This is a genomic window from Streptomyces sp. NPDC001770 (genome assembly GCF_053596135.1).
The window spans coordinates 87090-103002 of sequence record NZ_JBSFFN010000035.1 but is presented as its reverse complement, the minus strand read 5'-3'; the positions used below and the strand labels follow the sequence as shown (position 1 = coordinate 103002).

At 71.6% G+C, this 15913-nt stretch carries 14 protein-coding genes; 8 read left to right on the top strand and 6 right to left on the bottom strand.

What is annotated here, in order from left to right:
* Positions 1-99: 99 nt before the first annotated feature.
* Both greA and ACWCSV_RS27485 read right to left on the bottom strand, forming a co-directional pair.
* Entirely contained in the window at positions 100-597 is a 498-nt protein-coding gene (gene greA / locus ACWCSV_RS27490; protein ID WP_451146645.1) for a transcription elongation factor GreA, read from the bottom strand.
* A 200-nt stretch (positions 598-797) separates the two neighbouring features.
* Positions 798-1211 (bottom strand): DUF4307 domain-containing protein, encoded by a 414-nt coding sequence (locus tag ACWCSV_RS27485; RefSeq protein ID WP_451146643.1) that lies wholly within the window; start codon positions 1209-1211, stop codon positions 798-800.
* A gap of 97 nt (positions 1212-1308) precedes the next feature.
* Here ACWCSV_RS27485 and mca point away from each other — a divergent pair, with 97 nt between their 5' ends.
* The 4 genes from mca (at position 1309) to ACWCSV_RS27465 (ending at position 5620) form a co-directional block, all read left to right on the top strand.
* Positions 1309-2190 carry a mycothiol conjugate amidase Mca gene (gene mca / locus ACWCSV_RS27480; protein WP_451146641.1) on the top strand — a complete coding sequence of 294 codons (882 nt, stop codon included), beginning with the start codon at positions 1309-1311 and terminating at the stop codon, positions 2188-2190.
* A gap of 1 nt (position 2191) precedes the next feature.
* A complete protein-coding gene (locus ACWCSV_RS27475; RefSeq protein ID WP_451146639.1) occupies positions 2192-2446 on the top strand; it encodes a hypothetical protein in 255 nt (84 codons plus the stop codon).
* Positions 2447-2618: 172 nt separating this feature from the next.
* Complete coding sequence (locus ACWCSV_RS27470; protein WP_451146637.1) at positions 2619-3209, top strand: hypothetical protein; 591 nt, start codon at positions 2619-2621, stop codon at positions 3207-3209.
* A 326-nt stretch (positions 3210-3535) separates the two neighbouring features.
* The gene (locus ACWCSV_RS27465; protein ID WP_451146635.1) at positions 3536-5620 is read left to right on the top strand and encodes a thioredoxin domain-containing protein; all 2085 of its coding nucleotides are present in this window, start codon (positions 3536-3538) and stop codon (positions 5618-5620) included.
* An 82-nt stretch (positions 5621-5702) separates the two neighbouring features.
* On the opposite strand, the gene trhA is transcribed toward ACWCSV_RS27465, so the two are convergent.
* On the bottom strand, positions 5703-6389 hold the full coding sequence (trhA, locus tag ACWCSV_RS27460) for a PAQR family membrane homeostasis protein TrhA (RefSeq protein WP_451146633.1): 687 nt from the start codon (positions 6387-6389) through the stop codon (positions 5703-5705).
* A gap of 396 nt (positions 6390-6785) precedes the next feature.
* Between trhA and ACWCSV_RS27455 the strand changes: the two genes are divergently transcribed.
* Both ACWCSV_RS27455 and ACWCSV_RS27450 read left to right on the top strand, forming a co-directional pair.
* Positions 6786-8612 carry a phosphoenolpyruvate carboxykinase (GTP) gene (locus ACWCSV_RS27455; protein ID WP_451146631.1) on the top strand — a complete coding sequence of 609 codons (1827 nt, stop codon included), beginning with the start codon at positions 6786-6788 and terminating at the stop codon, positions 8610-8612.
* Between the two features lie 297 nt (positions 8613-8909).
* A complete protein-coding gene (locus ACWCSV_RS27450) occupies positions 8910-9308 on the top strand; it encodes an SCO4983 family protein (protein WP_451146629.1) in 399 nt (132 codons plus the stop codon).
* Between the two features lie 228 nt (positions 9309-9536).
* Here ACWCSV_RS27450 and ACWCSV_RS27445 read toward each other — a convergent pair whose 3' ends face one another.
* On the bottom strand, positions 9537-10748 hold the full coding sequence (locus tag ACWCSV_RS27445) for a pyridoxal phosphate-dependent aminotransferase (RefSeq protein WP_386887691.1): 1212 nt from the start codon (positions 10746-10748) through the stop codon (positions 9537-9539).
* 377 nt (positions 10749-11125) lie between these two features.
* On the opposite strand from ACWCSV_RS27445, the gene ACWCSV_RS27440 reads away from it, so the two are divergent.
* Together ACWCSV_RS27440 and ACWCSV_RS27435 are read left to right on the top strand one after the other, a co-directional pair.
* Positions 11126-11452 carry a hypothetical protein gene (locus tag ACWCSV_RS27440; protein ID WP_451146627.1) on the top strand — a complete coding sequence of 109 codons (327 nt, stop codon included), beginning with the start codon at positions 11126-11128 and terminating at the stop codon, positions 11450-11452.
* A gap of 225 nt (positions 11453-11677) precedes the next feature.
* Positions 11678-12607 carry a S1 family peptidase gene (locus ACWCSV_RS27435; protein ID WP_451146625.1) on the top strand — a complete coding sequence of 310 codons (930 nt, stop codon included), beginning with the start codon at positions 11678-11680 and terminating at the stop codon, positions 12605-12607.
* A 112-nt stretch (positions 12608-12719) separates the two neighbouring features.
* Here ACWCSV_RS27435 and ACWCSV_RS27430 read toward each other — a convergent pair whose 3' ends face one another.
* Positions 12720-14336: an N-acyl-D-amino-acid deacylase family protein gene (locus ACWCSV_RS27430; protein WP_451146623.1), complete on the bottom strand. Its 1617-nt coding sequence runs from the start codon at positions 14334-14336 to the stop codon at positions 12720-12722.
* 60 nt (positions 14337-14396) lie between these two features.
* The gene (locus ACWCSV_RS27425; RefSeq protein ID WP_451146621.1) at positions 14397-15767 is read right to left on the bottom strand and encodes an amino acid deaminase; all 1371 of its coding nucleotides are present in this window, start codon (positions 15765-15767) and stop codon (positions 14397-14399) included.
* Positions 15768-15913: the final 146 nt, after the last annotated feature.

The following is a 15913-nucleotide window of genomic DNA, read 5'->3' as shown; positions in this document are numbered from 1 at the left end:
AGCGCAGCGATACGGCGGCCAGCCCGTGGGCGGCGGCCTCGCCGGTGATCATGTGGTCGACGGCGAGCTTGGTCGCGCCGACGCGGGAGGCTCGGGGGCTCAGCCGGTGTACGGCTTGGCCGACAGGATCTTCACCGTGGCCTTCTTGCCGTTGGGCAGCTCGTACTCGGCGTCGTCGCCCATGCGCTTGCCGTTGACGCCCCTGCCGAGCGGCGACTGCGGCGAGTACGTCTCGATCTCCGTGCTCGCGTACTCACGGGAGGCGAGCAGGAAGGTCACCGTGTCGTCCTCGTCGCCGTCGAAGGCGATCGTCACGACCATGCCGGGCTCGACCACACCGTCGTCGGCCGGTGCCTCGCCGACCTTCGCGTGCTCCAGGAGCTGGGTGAGCTGGCGCACCCGGAGCTCCATCTTGCCCTGCTCTTCCTTGGCCGCGTGGTACCCGCCGTTCTCGCGGAGGTCGCCCTCCTCACGGGCCGCCGCGATCTTTACGGAGATCTCCGTGCGCGCGGGACCAGACAGGTACTCCAGCTCCGCCTTGAGCTGGTTGTACGCCTCCTGCGTGAGCCAGGTGACGTTTTCGCTGGTCTGGGTCACAGGTGCTCCTCGTCGGTGCTGGGAATACAAAGCATCGCCCTACCCCGAGCTTGTTCCCTCACGGGTGGGCGAAACCACGAGCCTAACAATTTCCCGGGCAAAGGGGGAGAAGGTCACCCGGTGCCGATGGAGGCGTGGCGGACAGTACGGGCGGCACGGGGGCGCCCATGGTGGTCCGCCGCGAGCGGAGCGCCGGCGGCTCAGCCCGCCGAGCCGCCGCTGGTGCAGCCCACCAGCTCCACCGCACTGGCCCGGGCCGTCGTCCGCAGCGCCACGACCTCGTCGATACGACCCACGTGCTGGTCGAAGCGGAAGTCCTTGCGGGCCACCTCGCTGCCCGCCGCGTCCAGGGCGCGCACCGTGCAGAAGCCGTCGGAGTCCTTGTCCTTGTGCACTTCGAGGTGGGCCTCGGCCCGCTCGTCGGAGACGACCTTGGACTTGATCAGCTCGGCGCTGATGTCCGTACCGCCGATGTAGTCCACGCCGATCCAGACGATCACGCCGACCAGCGCAGCACCCAGGACCGCGCCGGTCACCCGGAGCTTGCGGTCGGCCTGCTGGTCCCGGCTCCGGCCGTACCGGCCCTCGGGTGTGGCCTCGCGCAGCGCCGTCATGATCGTTCCTCCTGTGCGGGGAATCGAGGAATTTTCCACCTTCCCGTTCGGTCACTATAGGAGTTGCCCATCGCGACAAATAACTGAGGACCGAGTCTTGACCGAGCAGCTGCGCCTGATGGCCGTCCACGCCCACCCCGACGACGAGTCGAGCAAGGGCGCGGCCACCATGGCCAAGTACGTGTCCGAGGGGGTGGACGTCATGGTCGTCACCTGCACCGGTGGTGAACGTGGTTCCATCCTCAACCCCCGGCTCCAGGGAGACGCGTACATCGAGGAGAACATCCACGAGGTGCGCAGGAAGGAGATGGACGAGGCCCGCGCGATTCTCGGCGTCCAGCAGGAATGGCTCGGCTTCGTCGACTCCGGCCTCCCCGAGGGCGACCCGCTGCCCCCGCTTCCCGAGGGCTGCTTCGCGCTGGAGGACGAGGAGACCGCCGCAGGGCGTCTCGTCGCCCGGATCCGTTCGTTCCGCCCGCAGGTCGTCACCACGTACGACGAGAACGGCGGCTACCCGCACCCCGACCACATCATGACCCACAAGATCACGATGATCGCGTTCGACGGTGCGAACGACAAGGAGCGCTTCCCCGAGGACGAGTTCGGCCCCGTCTGGGAACCGCGGAAGCTCTACTACAACCAGGGCTTCAACCGGCCCCGCACCCTCGCCCTGCACGAGGCGCTCCTGGCGCGCGGCCTGGAGTCCCCGTACGGCGACTGGCTGAAGCGCTGGGACGAGATGCAGCACACCGAACGCACCCTGACCACGCACATCCCGTGCGCGGACTTCTTCGAGGTGCGTGACCGGGCGCTCATCGCCCACGCCACGCAGATCGACCCGGAGGGCGGCTGGTTCCGCGTGCCGATGGACGTGCAGAAGGAGGTCTGGCCGACCGAGGAGTACGAGCTTGTGAAGTCCGGCGTCGATACCTCCCTCCCCGAGAGCGATCTCTTCGCGGGCATCCGCGACAATGCCTGATATGTACTCCACCCAGGCACTGACGCATCTCGTCCCGCTGGCCGCCGACGAGCTCGACAAGAACAAGGTGACCCCCGGCGTTCTCGGCTTCCTCGTCTTCGCCGCGCTCGCCGCCGGCGTGTGGCTGCTGATGAAGTCCATGAACCGCCACATGGGCCGGGTGAACTTCGAGGAGACTCCGGACGAGACCGAGGCGCCCGCCGCCGGGACCGGTGCCGCTTCGGGAACCGCTTCCGCCGGAGCCGGCGGGAAGTAGTACCCGGGCGTCGCCCCCCGGGGCGACACCTCGACCCGCCCCGCGCCACGGTCTTCCGGCGCGGGGCGCGAGGCTGTGCCCTCGCCTCCCCTCAGGCCCCTAGGGGGCCTTCCAGGATCGGGTGGGGACGTCCCCGATAGGCAGGGTGCCGGGCGGCTGCGAGTCTGCTCGCATGACTCCGACACCCGCGGGCGGCCGCAACGCCGCCGTCCTCGTCGCCCCGCTTCTGCTGGTGCTCTACGGCGTTCTGCGCCTCGTCGACGGGCTGGACGGAAAGCACGGGCCGGGGCTTGCCTGGAACGTCGGGCACACCCTGTTCTTCGCCGGCTTCCTACTCTTCGGTGCGGTGACGTTCCGGCTGTGGCGGATCGCCCGCGCCACCACCGGGCACGGGCGTCACGCCGCTGACGCGGCCGCGGCGGTCAGCCTGTTCGGGATCGCCTGTTTCCTCTGGGTGATTCTCGGCGATCTGTTCGCGGCCCTGGACGACGCCGCGCCCCTGCCCGAACCGCTGGAACCGGCGGGCCCGCTCGCCTTCCAGATCGGCTGGCTGGTTCTGCTCATCCTGCCGGTGGCCGCCACGCCTCGAGCGCTGCCGGTGCGGAGCCCTCTGCTGGTGCTCGCGGGCTTCCTCCTCTTCTCGGTCGACCTCGACCTGCTGCCGGTCGGCGGGCTGCTCCTGACCGCCGGACTGCTCCCGGTGGCCCGCCTCACCGGGCGCCGACCCGGCTCGCCGCCGGATGGACGTCAGAGCCTCCGGTGAGCCCGGCCGTCTCTCGGCCCCGTGTCTCGGCCCCCGTGTCCCAGCCGTCGTACTCGTGCAGCAGCCCGATACGAGGACGTGCGCCAGATCCTGGGCCGCCCACTGCGGTGAACTGTCCGAGAGAGGGTTCGGTGCCTCGGACCGGCGCCAGCGTGCGACTGCTCGGCGTCTACGGGAGCAGGGGCCCGCTCACGCCGGGAAGCCCCCTCCGGGCACCGCATCCGCGCACTCGCGGATGTGGCACGGGCGCGCTCGTCCGGTTCCTTCTCGACGGAGGCGGTGAGCCCGTCCCCCCGCCGCCACCCCCGGTACGCAAGGATTGGGCCATGGTCAACCGACTCGCGCACACCACCTCCCCGTATCTCCTCCAGCACGCGGACAACCCGGTCGACTGGTGGCCGTGGTCGCCCGAGGCGTTCGAGGAAGCCAAGCGCCGTGACGTACCCGTCCTGCTGAGCGTCGGGTACGCCAGCTGCCACTGGTGCCACGTCATGGCGCACGAATCCTTCGAGGACGAGGACACGGCCGCCTACCTCAACGCCCACTTCGTCCCGGTGAAGGTGGACCGGGAGGAGCGGCCGGACGTCGACGCCGTGTACATGGAGGCGGTGCAGGCGGCGACCGGGCAGGGCGGGTGGCCGATGACCGTGTTCCTGACGGCGGACGCCGAGCCCTTCTACTTCGGTACGTACTTCCCGCCCGAGCCCCGGCACGGCATGGCGTCGTTCCGGCAGGTGCTGGAAGGGGTGTCCGCCGCGTGGACCGAGCGGCGCGGGGAGGTCGCCGAGGTGGCCGGGCACATCGTGGCGGACCTGGCCGGGCGCTCGCTCGCTCACGGCGGGCAGGGCGTGCCGGACGAGTCGGACCTGGGGCGGGCGCTGCTGGGGCTGACCCGGGACTACGACGACACGCACGGCGGGTTCGGCGGTGCGCCGAAGTTCCCGCCGTCGATGGTGATCGAGTTCCTGCTGCGCCACCACGCCCGTACCGGCTCCGAGGGCGCCCTCCAGATGGCCGCGGACAGCTGTGTGGCGATGGCGATGGGCGGCATCTACGACCAGCTCGGCGGCGGGTTCGCGCGGTACGCGGTGGACCGGGAGTGGACGGTCCCGCACTTCGAGAAGATGCTCTACGACAACGCGCTGCTCTGCCGGGTGTACGCGCATCTGTGGCGGTCGACCGGGTCGGGCCTGGCCCGCCGGGTGGCGCTGGAGACGGCGGACTTCCTGGTCAGGGAGCTGCGGACGACCGAGGGCGGCTTCGCTTCGGCGCTCGACGCGGACAGCGAGGACGCCGCGGGCCGGCACGTGGAGGGCGCGTTCTACGTGTGGACGCCCGCCCAGCTCCGCGAGGTGCTCGGCGAGGAGGACGGGGCGTTCGCCGCGGCCCGCTTCGGGGTGACCGAGGAGGGCACCTTCGAGGAGGGTTCCTCGGTGCTGCGGCTCGACGTCGGCACGCCGGCGAAGGCGGTGGATGCGGCGGATGCGGCGGATGCGGCGGAGGACGGCACCGATGATGACGCCGACGACGCCGCCGACGCCGAGCGGATCGTCTCCGTCCGGGCCCGGCTGCTGGCCGCCCGGGAGCTGCGGCCGCGGCCGGGGCGGGACGACAAAGTGGTCGCGGCCTGGAACGGCCTGGCCGTCGCGGCCCTGGCCGAGACGGGGGCGTACTTCGACCGCCCCGATCTGGTGGAGCGGGCCACCGAGGCCGCCGACCTGCTGGTACGCGTGCACCTGGGCGAGAACGGCCGGCTCTGCCGCACCTCGATGGACGGGCGGGCCGGGGAGAACAGCGGGGTGCTGGAGGACTACGCGGACGTCGCCGAGGGCTTCCTCGCGCTGGCGTCGGTGACCGGCGAGGGGGTCTGGCTGGAGTTCGCCGGGCTGCTGCTCGACGTGGTGCTGACCCGGTTCGGCGGGGAGGGCGGGCAGCTGTACGACACGGCGGACGACGCCGAGAAGCTGATCCGCCGCCCGCAGGACCCCACCGACAACGCCACCCCGTCCGGCTGGACGGCGGCGGCCGGTGCGCTCCTGTCGTACGCGGCGCACACCGGCTCCGAGCCGCACCGCACGGCGGCCGAGGGCGCGCTCGGGGTGGTGAAGGCGCTCGGGCCGCGCGCCCCCCGGTTCGTGGGCTGGGGGCTGGCCGCCGCCGAGGCACTGCTCGACGGGCCCCGCGAGGTGGCGGTGGCCGGGCCGGTCGGCGGTGAGCTGCACCGTACGGCGCTGCTGGGACGGGCGCCGGGCGCGGTCGTCGCGGCGGGGGAGCCGGGCGGCGGGGAGTTCCCGCTGCTGGCGGACCGGGCGCTGGTGGGCGGGGAGCCGACCGCGTACGTCTGCCGCCACTTCGTCTGCGAGACCCCGACGACGGACGCGGAGGAGCTGAGCCGGCGACTGGGCGGCTGAGCGTGCCGATCCCGAGGACGGCTGTGGCCGCGGCCTTGCGGGGCCGCGGCCACAGCCGTCTCGGACGTACCTGCGGAAACGATCAGCCGTGCTGGTAGGCGACGATCGAGATGCCCACGTAGTGGGCGGCGAACGCGGCGAGGGTCAGCGAATGGAAGACCTCGTGGAAGCCGAAGAACCGCGGTGAGGGATTGGGCCGCTTGAGGCCGTAGATCACGCCTCCCGCGCTGTAGAGCACCCCGCCGACGACCACGAGGACCAGGACGGCGACGCCGCCGGCCCGCATGAAGTCCGGCAGGAAGAAGACGGCCGCCCAGCCCATCGCGATGTAGCAGGGCGTGTAGAGCCAGCGCGGTGCGCCGACCCAGAACACCCGGAACGCGATCCCCGCCAGCGCCGCCGCCCAGACCGCCCAGAGCAGCGGACGCCCGGTGGACTCCGGCAGCAGGAGCAGGGTGAGCGGGGTGTACGTGCCCGCGATGATCAGGAAGATGTTCGCGTGGTCCAGCCGCCGGAGCACCGCCTCGCCGCGCGGGCCCCAGGTGCCGCGGTGGTAGACCGCGCTCACGCCGAAGAGCAGGCAGGCGCTGAGGACGTACACCGCGCAGGCGATCCGCCCCCTGGTGCTGTCCGTGAGCGTGATGAGCGCCAGCCCCGCGACCAGCACCGCGGGAAACATTCCGGCGTGCAGCCAGCCGCGCATCCGTGGCTTGATCGGCACTGCGTCCAGGACGGCGGTTTCGGGTGCGGACGCACCGGCAGCAGTCATGTCCGCATGCTACCTACGCCTCCGTAAGTACCGCCTATGGGTGGCGGTGTTCACGGTCCGGAAGTACCGCCTGGGGGAGGCGGTGTTCACGGTCCGGCCGACGGTGGCCGCACTCCGGAGCTCCGGGAAGTCCCGCATTCTCCCGAACATTCCCGATGTCTCCCGGAGCTTCTGGGCTTCCGGCGCCCCCGGGGGGCCCTGATCCGAGGGTGTCGAAGCCGACACGGCGAGTGGTGATGCTCACATGTGAGGCCCCCTGGACAGATGGGCGGTCCCGGCGGATGATCAAATGAGTGCGGTCGGCACCGGATGAGCGCCAGGGATGACGCAGTCGAAGCATCCGGGTCGAAGCCCCCACGGGGCATCAACGAAATCCACCCTCGACAAGGAGCGATCGTGGCGCGCGACATCGCAGCTCCCTCCCCTCTTCCCACCCGGCACCAGGAGCTCGTCTCCTGGGTCGACGAGATCGCGGCCCTCACCCAGCCGGACCGTGTGGTCTGGTGCGACGGCTCCGAAGCCGAGTACGAGCGCCTGTGCGAGGAACTCGTTGCCAAGGGCACCTTCACGAAGCTGGACGCGACGCTGCGCCCGAACTCCTACTACGCCGCCTCCGACCCGAGCGACGTCGCCCGCGTCGAGGACCGCACCTTCATCTGCTCCGCGAAGGAAGCGGACGCGGGCCCGACCAACCACTGGAAGGACCCCGCCGAGATGCGGGAGATCTTCTCCGGCGAACAGGGCATCTTCCGGGGCTCGATGCGGGGCCGCACCCTCTACGTCGTGCCCTTCTGCATGGGCCCGGTCGGCTCCCCGCTCTCCGCGATCGGCGTGGAACTCACCGACTCCGCGTACGTCGCCGTCTCCATGCGAACCATGACGCGGATGGGGCGGGAGGTCCTCGACGAACTCGGCACCGACGGCTTCTTCGTGAAGGCGGTGCACACCCTCGGCGCCCCGCTCGCCGAAGGCCAGGCGGACGTACCGTGGCCGTGCAACGCCACGAAGTACATCTCGCACTTCCCCGAGGACCGCGAGATCTGGTCGTACGGCTCCGGCTACGGCGGCAACGCCCTGCTGGGCAAGAAGTGTTACGCGCTGCGCATCGCCTCCGTCATGGCGCGCGACGAGGGCTGGCTCGCCGAGCACATGCTGATCCTCAAACTCACTCCGCCGCGCGGGGAGCCGAAGTACGTAGCTGCCGCGTTCCCGAGCGCCTGCGGCAAGACCAACCTCGCGATGCTGGAACCCACCATCTCCGGCTGGAGCGTCGAGACCATCGGTGACGACATCGCCTGGATGCGCTTCGGTGAGGACGGCCGGCTCTACGCGATCAACCCCGAGGCAGGCTTCTTCGGTGTCGCGCCCGGCACCGGCGAGCACACCAACGCCAACGCCATGAAGACCATGTGGGGCAACTCCGTCTTCACCAACGTCGCGCTCACCGACGACGGCGACGTCTGGTGGGAGGGCATGACCGAGGAGCCGCCCGCGCACCTCACCGACTGGAAGGGCAACGACTGGACCCCCGCGTCCGGCGTTCCCGCCGCCCACCCCAACGCCCGCTTCACCGTCCCGGCCGGCCAGTGCCCGATCATCGCCCCGGAGTGGGAGGACCCGAAGGGCGTGCCCATCTCGGCCATCCTCTTCGGGGGGCGCCGCGCCACCGCCGTACCGCTGGTCACCGAGTCCTTCACCTGGCAGCACGGCGTCTTCCTCGGCGCCAACGTCGCCTCCGAGAAGACCGCCGCCGCCGAGGGCAAGGTCGGCGAACTGCGCCGCGACCCGTTCGCCATGCTGCCGTTCTGCGGCTACAACATGGGCGACTACATGAAGCACTGGATCAAGGTGGGCGCGGACAAGCCCGACCAGTCGAAGCTGCCGAAGATCTACTACGTGAACTGGTTCCGCAAGGACGACGCGGGCCGGTTCGTCTGGCCCGGGTTCGGCGAGAACAGCCGGGTGCTCAAGTGGATCGTCGAGCGGCTGGAGGGCACGGCCGAGGGTGTGGAGTCGCCGATCGGCATCCTGCCGGCCAAGGGATCGCTCGACACCGACGGACTCGGGCTCTCCGAAGCGGAGTTGGACTTCCTGCTCACCGTCGACAAGGAGGTCTGGCGCGAGGAGGCGGCGCTGGTCCCCGAACACCTCAACACCTTCGGCGACCACACGCCGAAGGAACTGTGGGACGAATACCGGGCATTGGTCCAGCGCCTGGGCTGAGGTTCGATGCGTCCCCTTGAGTGAAAGCGTCAACGGCCCCCGGAGACCCTGCGGTTCCGGGGGCCGTGCTGTTCGGGGTCCGTGTTGTTCAGGTCCGGGCTGTCCGGTTCCGGGATGTTCGCGGTTCCGGGGTGTTCGCGGTTCCGGGATGTTCGAGGGTGGCCGGTCGGCGGGGCAGGTCGCTCTTCGTCCGGCGCCTTTCCCCCGGGCCCCCATCCCCCCATGATGCAAGAGCATGGACAACTTTAGACTGATTCTAAGATAGGATGGTTATCCAGCAGAACCTGGAGGCCACCCATGTACGAGCCGATCCGCACCCCGTCGGTGCACACACCGGCCGACACCGCCGGATTCCCGCACCGCAGCCGCGAGGAGGAGCTGGACATCCAGCTCGCCGGTCACCTCGCCGCCCTGCTCTCCGTCACCGACGAGCTGGGGCTCGACGCGGCCGGGGACCGCATCGCCGAGCAGGTGTCCCGGCTGCGTGGCACGCCCCCGGCCCGGCACGCCGGGCTGATCGACGCCCCGCCCGCCGCCCTGCACCGCCGCGCCCACGCCCTCGCGGGCCGGGCGCTCGTGGTGGCGGCGTCGCGCGCCGACACCGGCGCGGCGATCCTCGCGGCGGAACGGATGGACGCGCACGCCGAAGCGCTGTCGACCGCGGCCGGAACCCCGCGGCTGGTTCCGGCCGTCTGAACCCCGCAGCGGGTCCTGGCCGTCCGAACACCGCGGCTGGTTCCGCGCCGTCTGAACCGCGCGGCTGGCTCCGGCCGCCCGAGGCCGCGGGCCGCTGCGGGCACCGGGACCCCGTCGCGGGACGGGCCCCGCGCTCACCCCTTCGCTCACGTCCGGCGGCGGCCCCGGCGCTCACGGCTTCCGCTCACGTCCGGGGGCCCGGCGCTCAGGGCCTTCGGCGGCCCGCGATCACGGCTGGCTGTAACCGTCCAGGAAGTGCGCGATCCGCGTCACCGCGTCCCGGAGGTCCTCCGCCGAGGGCAGTGTGACCACCCGGAAATGGTCGGGTTCCGGCCAGTTGAACCCGGTGCCGTGCACCACCATGATCTTCTCGGCCCGCAGCAGGTCCAGCACCATCTGCCGGTCGTCCTTGATCTTGTAGACCTTCGGATCGAGCCGGGGGAAGAGGTAGAGGGCGCCCTTCGGCTTCACGCAGGTCACCCCGGGGATCTGCGTCAGCAGGTCGTACGCCACGTCCCGCTGTTCCAGGATCCGGCCGCCCGGCAGCACGAGATCGTCGATCGACTGCCGGCCGCCGAGCGCCGTCGCCACCGCGTGCTGGGCCGGCATGTTGGCGCAGAGCCGCATGTTGGCGAGGATGGTCAGCCCCTCGATGTACGAGGAGGCATGCTCCTTCGGCCCGCACACCGCCAGCCACCCGGAGCGGTATCCGGCCACCCGGTAGTTCTTCGACAGACCGTTGAAGGTGAGGACCAGCAGGTCCGGGGCGATTGCCGCGGTCGGGGTGTGGGTGGCGCCGTCGTAGAGGATGCGGTCGTAGATCTCGTCGGAGCAGACCACCAGGGAGTGGCGGCGCGCGATCTCCGTCAGTCCGCGCAGCATCTCGTCGTCGTAGACGGCGCCGGTCGGGTTGTTCGGGTTGATGATCACGATGGCCTTGGTGCGGTCCGTGATCTTCCGCTCGATGTCGGCGAGGTCCGGCATCCAGTCGGCCTGCTCGTCGCAGCGGTAGTGCACCGCCGTACCGCCCGCCAGCGAGACCGAGGCGGTCCAGAGGGGGTAGTCCGGCGCCGGTACGAGGACCTCGTCGCCGTCGTCCAGCAGCGCCTGCATCGACATCTGGATCAGCTCGGAGACACCGTTGCCGAGGTAGATGTCCTCGACGTCCAGCGGGATGCCCTTGGTCTGGTAGTGCTGCATCACGGCCCGGCGCGCCGACAGCAGGCCCTTCGCGTCGCCGTATCCGTGTGCCCCCGCGACGTTGCGCAGGATGTCTTCGAGGATCTCGGGCGGGCACTCGAAACCGAACGCCGCCGGGTTGCCCGTGTTCAGCTTGAGGATGCGCTGACCGGCCGCTTCCAGCCGCATCGCCTCCTCCAGCACGGGGCCCCTGATCTCGTAGCAGACGTTGGCGAGCTTCGTGGACTGGATGACCTGCATGTCCGCGAGCTTACGGCGGTGTTTCGCGGTGTGCTCGGGACTCGCGTTCCGGCGGCCCCTCCGCGGGCGGACCGGTCGGCCGCCGAGGCTTCCATCGCCATGCGGCCGGGCGGGTGTGCCGTGGGAACGCCCGGTCGTGCCGGTGGTGCGGCTTGGAATGCGGGTGTGTCGCAGCCGCGGGTGAGATGCGCCACGCGGGCCCCTCGCTCGCACGCTCATACGTCCGGGTGGGGTGGGTCCGGACGCACGTACGGGACGCGCGGGCGGTGGGCGCGGCGGGTGCCATGGGTGCGGGGGTGCGGGGGTGCGGGGGTGCGTTGCCTCAGATGTTGCTCAACCCGCGCACCGGCGCAGGGCGCCCCGGGAAGGGTGCGGTCATGAGCCTTCTCGTGAAGAACCACCTCGCCGTCCTCGTCCTGCACGATGCCACCGGCATTCTCGGCGCGCTCCGCGAGGAACTGGCTGCGGCACCTCCCGCCGACCGCCCGGGCCTGGAGCGCGCGCTCGCTCTCGTCGAGCCGTACGCCGACCGCCCCGAGGCGGAGCTGCGCGTCCGGTGGGTGCGCGAGCGGCTCGCGGCGGCCGGCCATACGGGCCCCGCCGACTCCACCGAAGCGATCAAGGCGCTGCGCAAGGCCGAACCGGGCCTCTCGCTGCTCCAGGCCGTGACCTACGCCAGGGAAGCGGCGGCGGCCGGGGTCTGAACCGGGACCGGCCGCCGGGCGGGCCCCCTCGGGGTGGAAGCTGTGCGCCCCCGGCGGCTCCCGGGCCTGCCGGAAGCTGTCGGGCACGGCTTGATTCCGCCCCTTGTGGGGGTCCCGGGGGTGCGTGACCATGCTCATGCCAAGGCCGGAAGATCTCCGGCCACGCGTGCGCGGGCCCGCCCGACCAGGAGTGCCCGCGCATCAGGTCATCGGAGGGGACCCCCCATGAAAAAGCCTCTCGTCGCCGCGCTCCTGAGCGCCCTTCTGCTCGGTGCCGGTGCGGTACCGGCCGTCGCCGCCACCGACACCGGGGCGCGCGCCACACCTGCCTCGTCGGCGCCCGTCGGCAAGTCCGCGGCGTCCGCCGGCACGTCCGCGCCGACCGCCGGTGCGCTCGCGGCCCCGGCCGTCGCCGGTGTGCAGGCGGTCGGTTTCGCCGGCACCGTGGCGCTGAGCAACTGTTCCGGCTCCGTCGTCCGTACCCCCACCGCGCTGCCCACCGATCCCGCGCTGGTCCTCTCCAACGGCCACTGCCTGGAGACCGGCTTCCCGGCCGCCGGGCAGGTCGTCGTGAACCGGGCGTCCACCCGCTCCTTCACGCTGCTCAACGCGTCCGGCACCGGCGTCGGCACCCTGCGCGCAAGCAAGATCGCCTACGGCACGATGACCGACACCGACATCTCGCTCTACCAGCTCACCCGCACCTACGCCCAGATAGAGAGCAGCTACGGCATCAAGGCCCTGGAGCTCTCCGCCACCCACCCCGTCCAGGGCACCGCGATCACGGTCGCGTCCGGCTACTGGAAGCGGACCTACTCCTGTGCCGTCGACGGATTCGTCTACCGCCTCAAGGAAGGCGCGTGGACCTGGAAGGACTCGGTCCGCTACACCTCCGCCTGCCAGACCATCGGCGGCACCTCGGGCTCCCCGGTGATCGACAACGCGACCGGCAAGGTCGTCGCCGTCAACAACACCGGCAACGAGGACGGCGAGCAGTGCACGGAGAACAACCCGTGCGAGGTCGACGCCAACGGCACGGTCACCGTGCGCCAGGGCATCAACTACGCCCAGGAGACCTACGGCATCGTGCCCTGCGTCGGCCCCGGCAGCGTGATCGACCTCACCCGCAGCGGCTGCGCCCTGCCCAAGCCGTAAGGCAGTTGGTGCCTTCCCGGGCCCCCGCACGGCCCGGGAGAGCAAGGTTCGGGAGAGCAAGGTCCGGGAGAGCACGGTTCGGGAAAGCACACCACCGGGAGGGCGCCGCCGGTCAACGCGCGGTCGAGCGGACCGAGCGGCCCGCCAGCACCTGGGTCCTGCGCCCGTTCTCGATGACGAACCGGCCGTCGATCAGCACGTGCGGGATGCCCACCGGCAGGGTCCGGGGCGCCTCGAAGGTCGAACCTGCCGCCACCGTCGAAGGATCGAAGAGTACGAGATCGGCGCGGTATCCGGCGCGGACCAGCCCCCGGTCCGTGAGCCGTAGCCGGGCCGCCGGGCGGGAGGTCAGGTGCGCCACGCACTCCTCCAGGGTCAGGACTCCCAACTCCCTGGCGTAACGGCCGAGATAGTGCGGGAAGGTGCCGTACGCGCGCGGGTGCGGCTTGTCGCCGCGCAGGATGCCGTCGCTGCCGCCGGTGTGCACGCGGTGGCGCATGATCCGCCGGACGTTCTCCTCGTGCCCCACGTGCTGGAGGATCGTGGAGCCGAGACGGTCCTCGGCCAGCAGCCGCCGTGCGGTGGCCCACGGCTCCTCGCCGCGCTCCCGCGCCGAGGCGGCGACCGTGCGGCCCACGTATCCGGCGAGTGCGGGGGAGGTGACGCCGGAGATCTCGATGGTGTCCCAGTCGATCGGCACCCCGTGGCAGCCGTCCGATCCGGTGACCTCCAGGTCGTGGCGTATCCGCGCGGCCGTGGCGGGGTCCGCGAGCCGCGCCAGGGTCGCCTCCGGGCCGCCCTCGCTCGACCAGCTCGGCAGCATCGCCACCAGCGTGGTGCACCCGGGGGTGTACGGGTACGTGTCCAGCGAGATGTCGGCGCCCTCGTCCAGCGCCCGGTCGAGCAGGCCGAGCAGCTCGGGCGCGCGGCCCTCGTTCACTCCGAAGTTCATGGTGGCGTGGGCGAGATGGAGGGCGCACCCCGCCCTCCGGGTGAGCCGCACCATCTCCTCGTACGCCTCCAGCGCACCCGCCCCGTACGAGCGGTGGTGCGGGCAGTAGTACCCGCCGTGGTCGGCGACCACCCGGCAGAGTTCGGTGAGTTCGGCGTCGTCCGCGTACATCCCGGGGGTGTAGGTCAGGCCGGACGACATGCCGACCGCGCCCTCCCGCATCCCCTGGGCGACGAGCCCGCGCATCCGGTCCAGTTCGGCTCCGGTCGCGGGGCGGTCCTCCCAGCCCACCGCGTACATCCGGACCGTGCCCTGCGGGACGAGGTAGGCGGCGTTGACGGCGATGCCCTCGCCGCCGAAGTTCCCGTCGAGCCGGTCGAGGTACCCGCCGACCGTGCGCCAGTCGAAGTCGACGTCCTCGCCGTCGCCGTTCCACCCGGCGATGGTCCGGCGCACCTCGGCGAGGGTGCGGTCGTCGACGGGGGCGTACGACAGACCGTCCTGGCCCAGGACTTCGAGCGTCACGCCCTGGGCGGCCTTCGCGCTGTGGTCGGGGTCGCGGAGCAGCGCGAGGTCGCTGTGGGCGTGCATGTCGATGAAGCCGGGGGCCAGCGCGAGGCCGTCCGCCTCCAGGGTGCGGCGGCCGGTCGGGCGCCGGCCCGGGGAGCCCTCCGGGTGGATCGCGGCGATCCGCCCGCCGGCGACGGCGACGTCCGCCCGGAAGGACGGGCCGCCACCGCCGTCGATGACGCGCGCGTCGCGGATGACGAGATCCATGTGCGTTTCTCCCGGGGGTGGTTGCGGCTGTGCGACGGGTTCCTGCGGGGGTGCGGCGGCTCAGAAGTAGGTGCGCAGGTACTCCGCCACCGTGCCGTCCTCCCGCACGACCGGGATGAGCTGCCACTTGTCGAAGGAGGTGCACGGGTGCGAGAGCCCCAGGCCGACCCAGTCGCCGACCTCCAGACCGGTGCCCGGCTCGGTGGCCAGCCAGCCGTGCTGGTCGGAGAGGCCGGTGACGGTGATCCCGGTCGCGGGCCGCACCGAACCGTCCCGGGCCGAACGGACCACCTGGGCCTCGGGGAGGTGGAGGTCGTGGGCGGCGTCCCGCTTCCCCGCGTTGACGAACGCCTGGCCGTCGGTGGGACGCGAGACGACCTGCGTCCACAGCCGGAAGGCGGGCTTCAACTCTCCTTCCTCCGGGACCCGGTTGAAGGGCGTGAGATTGCGGTACTGGCCGTCGTCGTGCGAGACGTACGCACCGGAACGCAGCAACTTGCACACCGGGCGGCTCAGTTCGGGAATCCCGGCGAACACCTCGGCGACCACGTCGAACCAGGCGCTGCCGCCCGCGCTCACCAGGATCTCCTCGTCCCCGGAGAGTGCGTCGAACCGGCCCGCCCTGTCGAACTCCGCTGCGAGCGCGACGAGTCGGCGCAGCCAGTCGCCGACCCGCCCGGTGGTGGCCCCCGGCACCTCGCCCTCGTAACCCGCGACCCCGACCAGCCGCAGCGTGGACACGGCGGCTACCGCCTCCGCGACCGCCGCGCCCTCCGCCTCCGTACGTACGCCGGTACGGGCACCCTCGCCCGCACCCAGCTCCACCACCACGTCCACCGCACGGCGGGCACCCGCCGCGCGCAGGGCCTCGTCCATCAGCTCGACCCCGCGCACCGAGTCGACGTAGACGACGACGGTGAACTCCGGGTCCGCGTCCAGCTCGCCCGCCAGCCAGGTCAGCGCGACCGGGTCCACCACCTCGTTGGCGAGGAAGATCCGCCGGATGCCGTGGTCGCGGCAGACCCGCGCCTGGTGCGGGACGGCGGCGGTGATCCCCCAGGCGCCGTGGCGGAGTTGGCGGGCGAAGAGCTGCGGGGACATCGAGGTCTTGCCGTGCGGCGCGAAGGCCAGCCCGTGCCGCTCGGTGTACGTCTCCAGCAGCGCGAGGTTGGCGTCGAGCGACTCGGCGGAGAGCGTCAGCAGCGGGGTGGTGAATCCGCCGGTGAAGAGCGGACGGCCCTCCGCGGCGAGTGCGCCCACGGTGAGCCCCTCGGCGTCCGGCGGCAGGCCCTTGAAGCGGGAGTCGATCCTCTCGTCGGCGAGGGCGGCGGCGTGCCGCTCCGCGACCGCCGCCGCGTCCTCGGCCGCGCCGGGCACCGTGCTGCCCGCGGTGCGCGTGTTCCCGCTTCCGGATGTCGCGTCGGCTGCCATGCGGATCCCCTTTTCCCGGATTCCCGGAGCGTTGCATTCTCTGCAACGCTCATTGCGTATGTCGCTCCAGGCTGTCTAACATCCGAGCCGACGCCGGGTCAACGACGGGCCGGCGCCGGCGGCAGCCCCCACAGGCGGCGACAGTG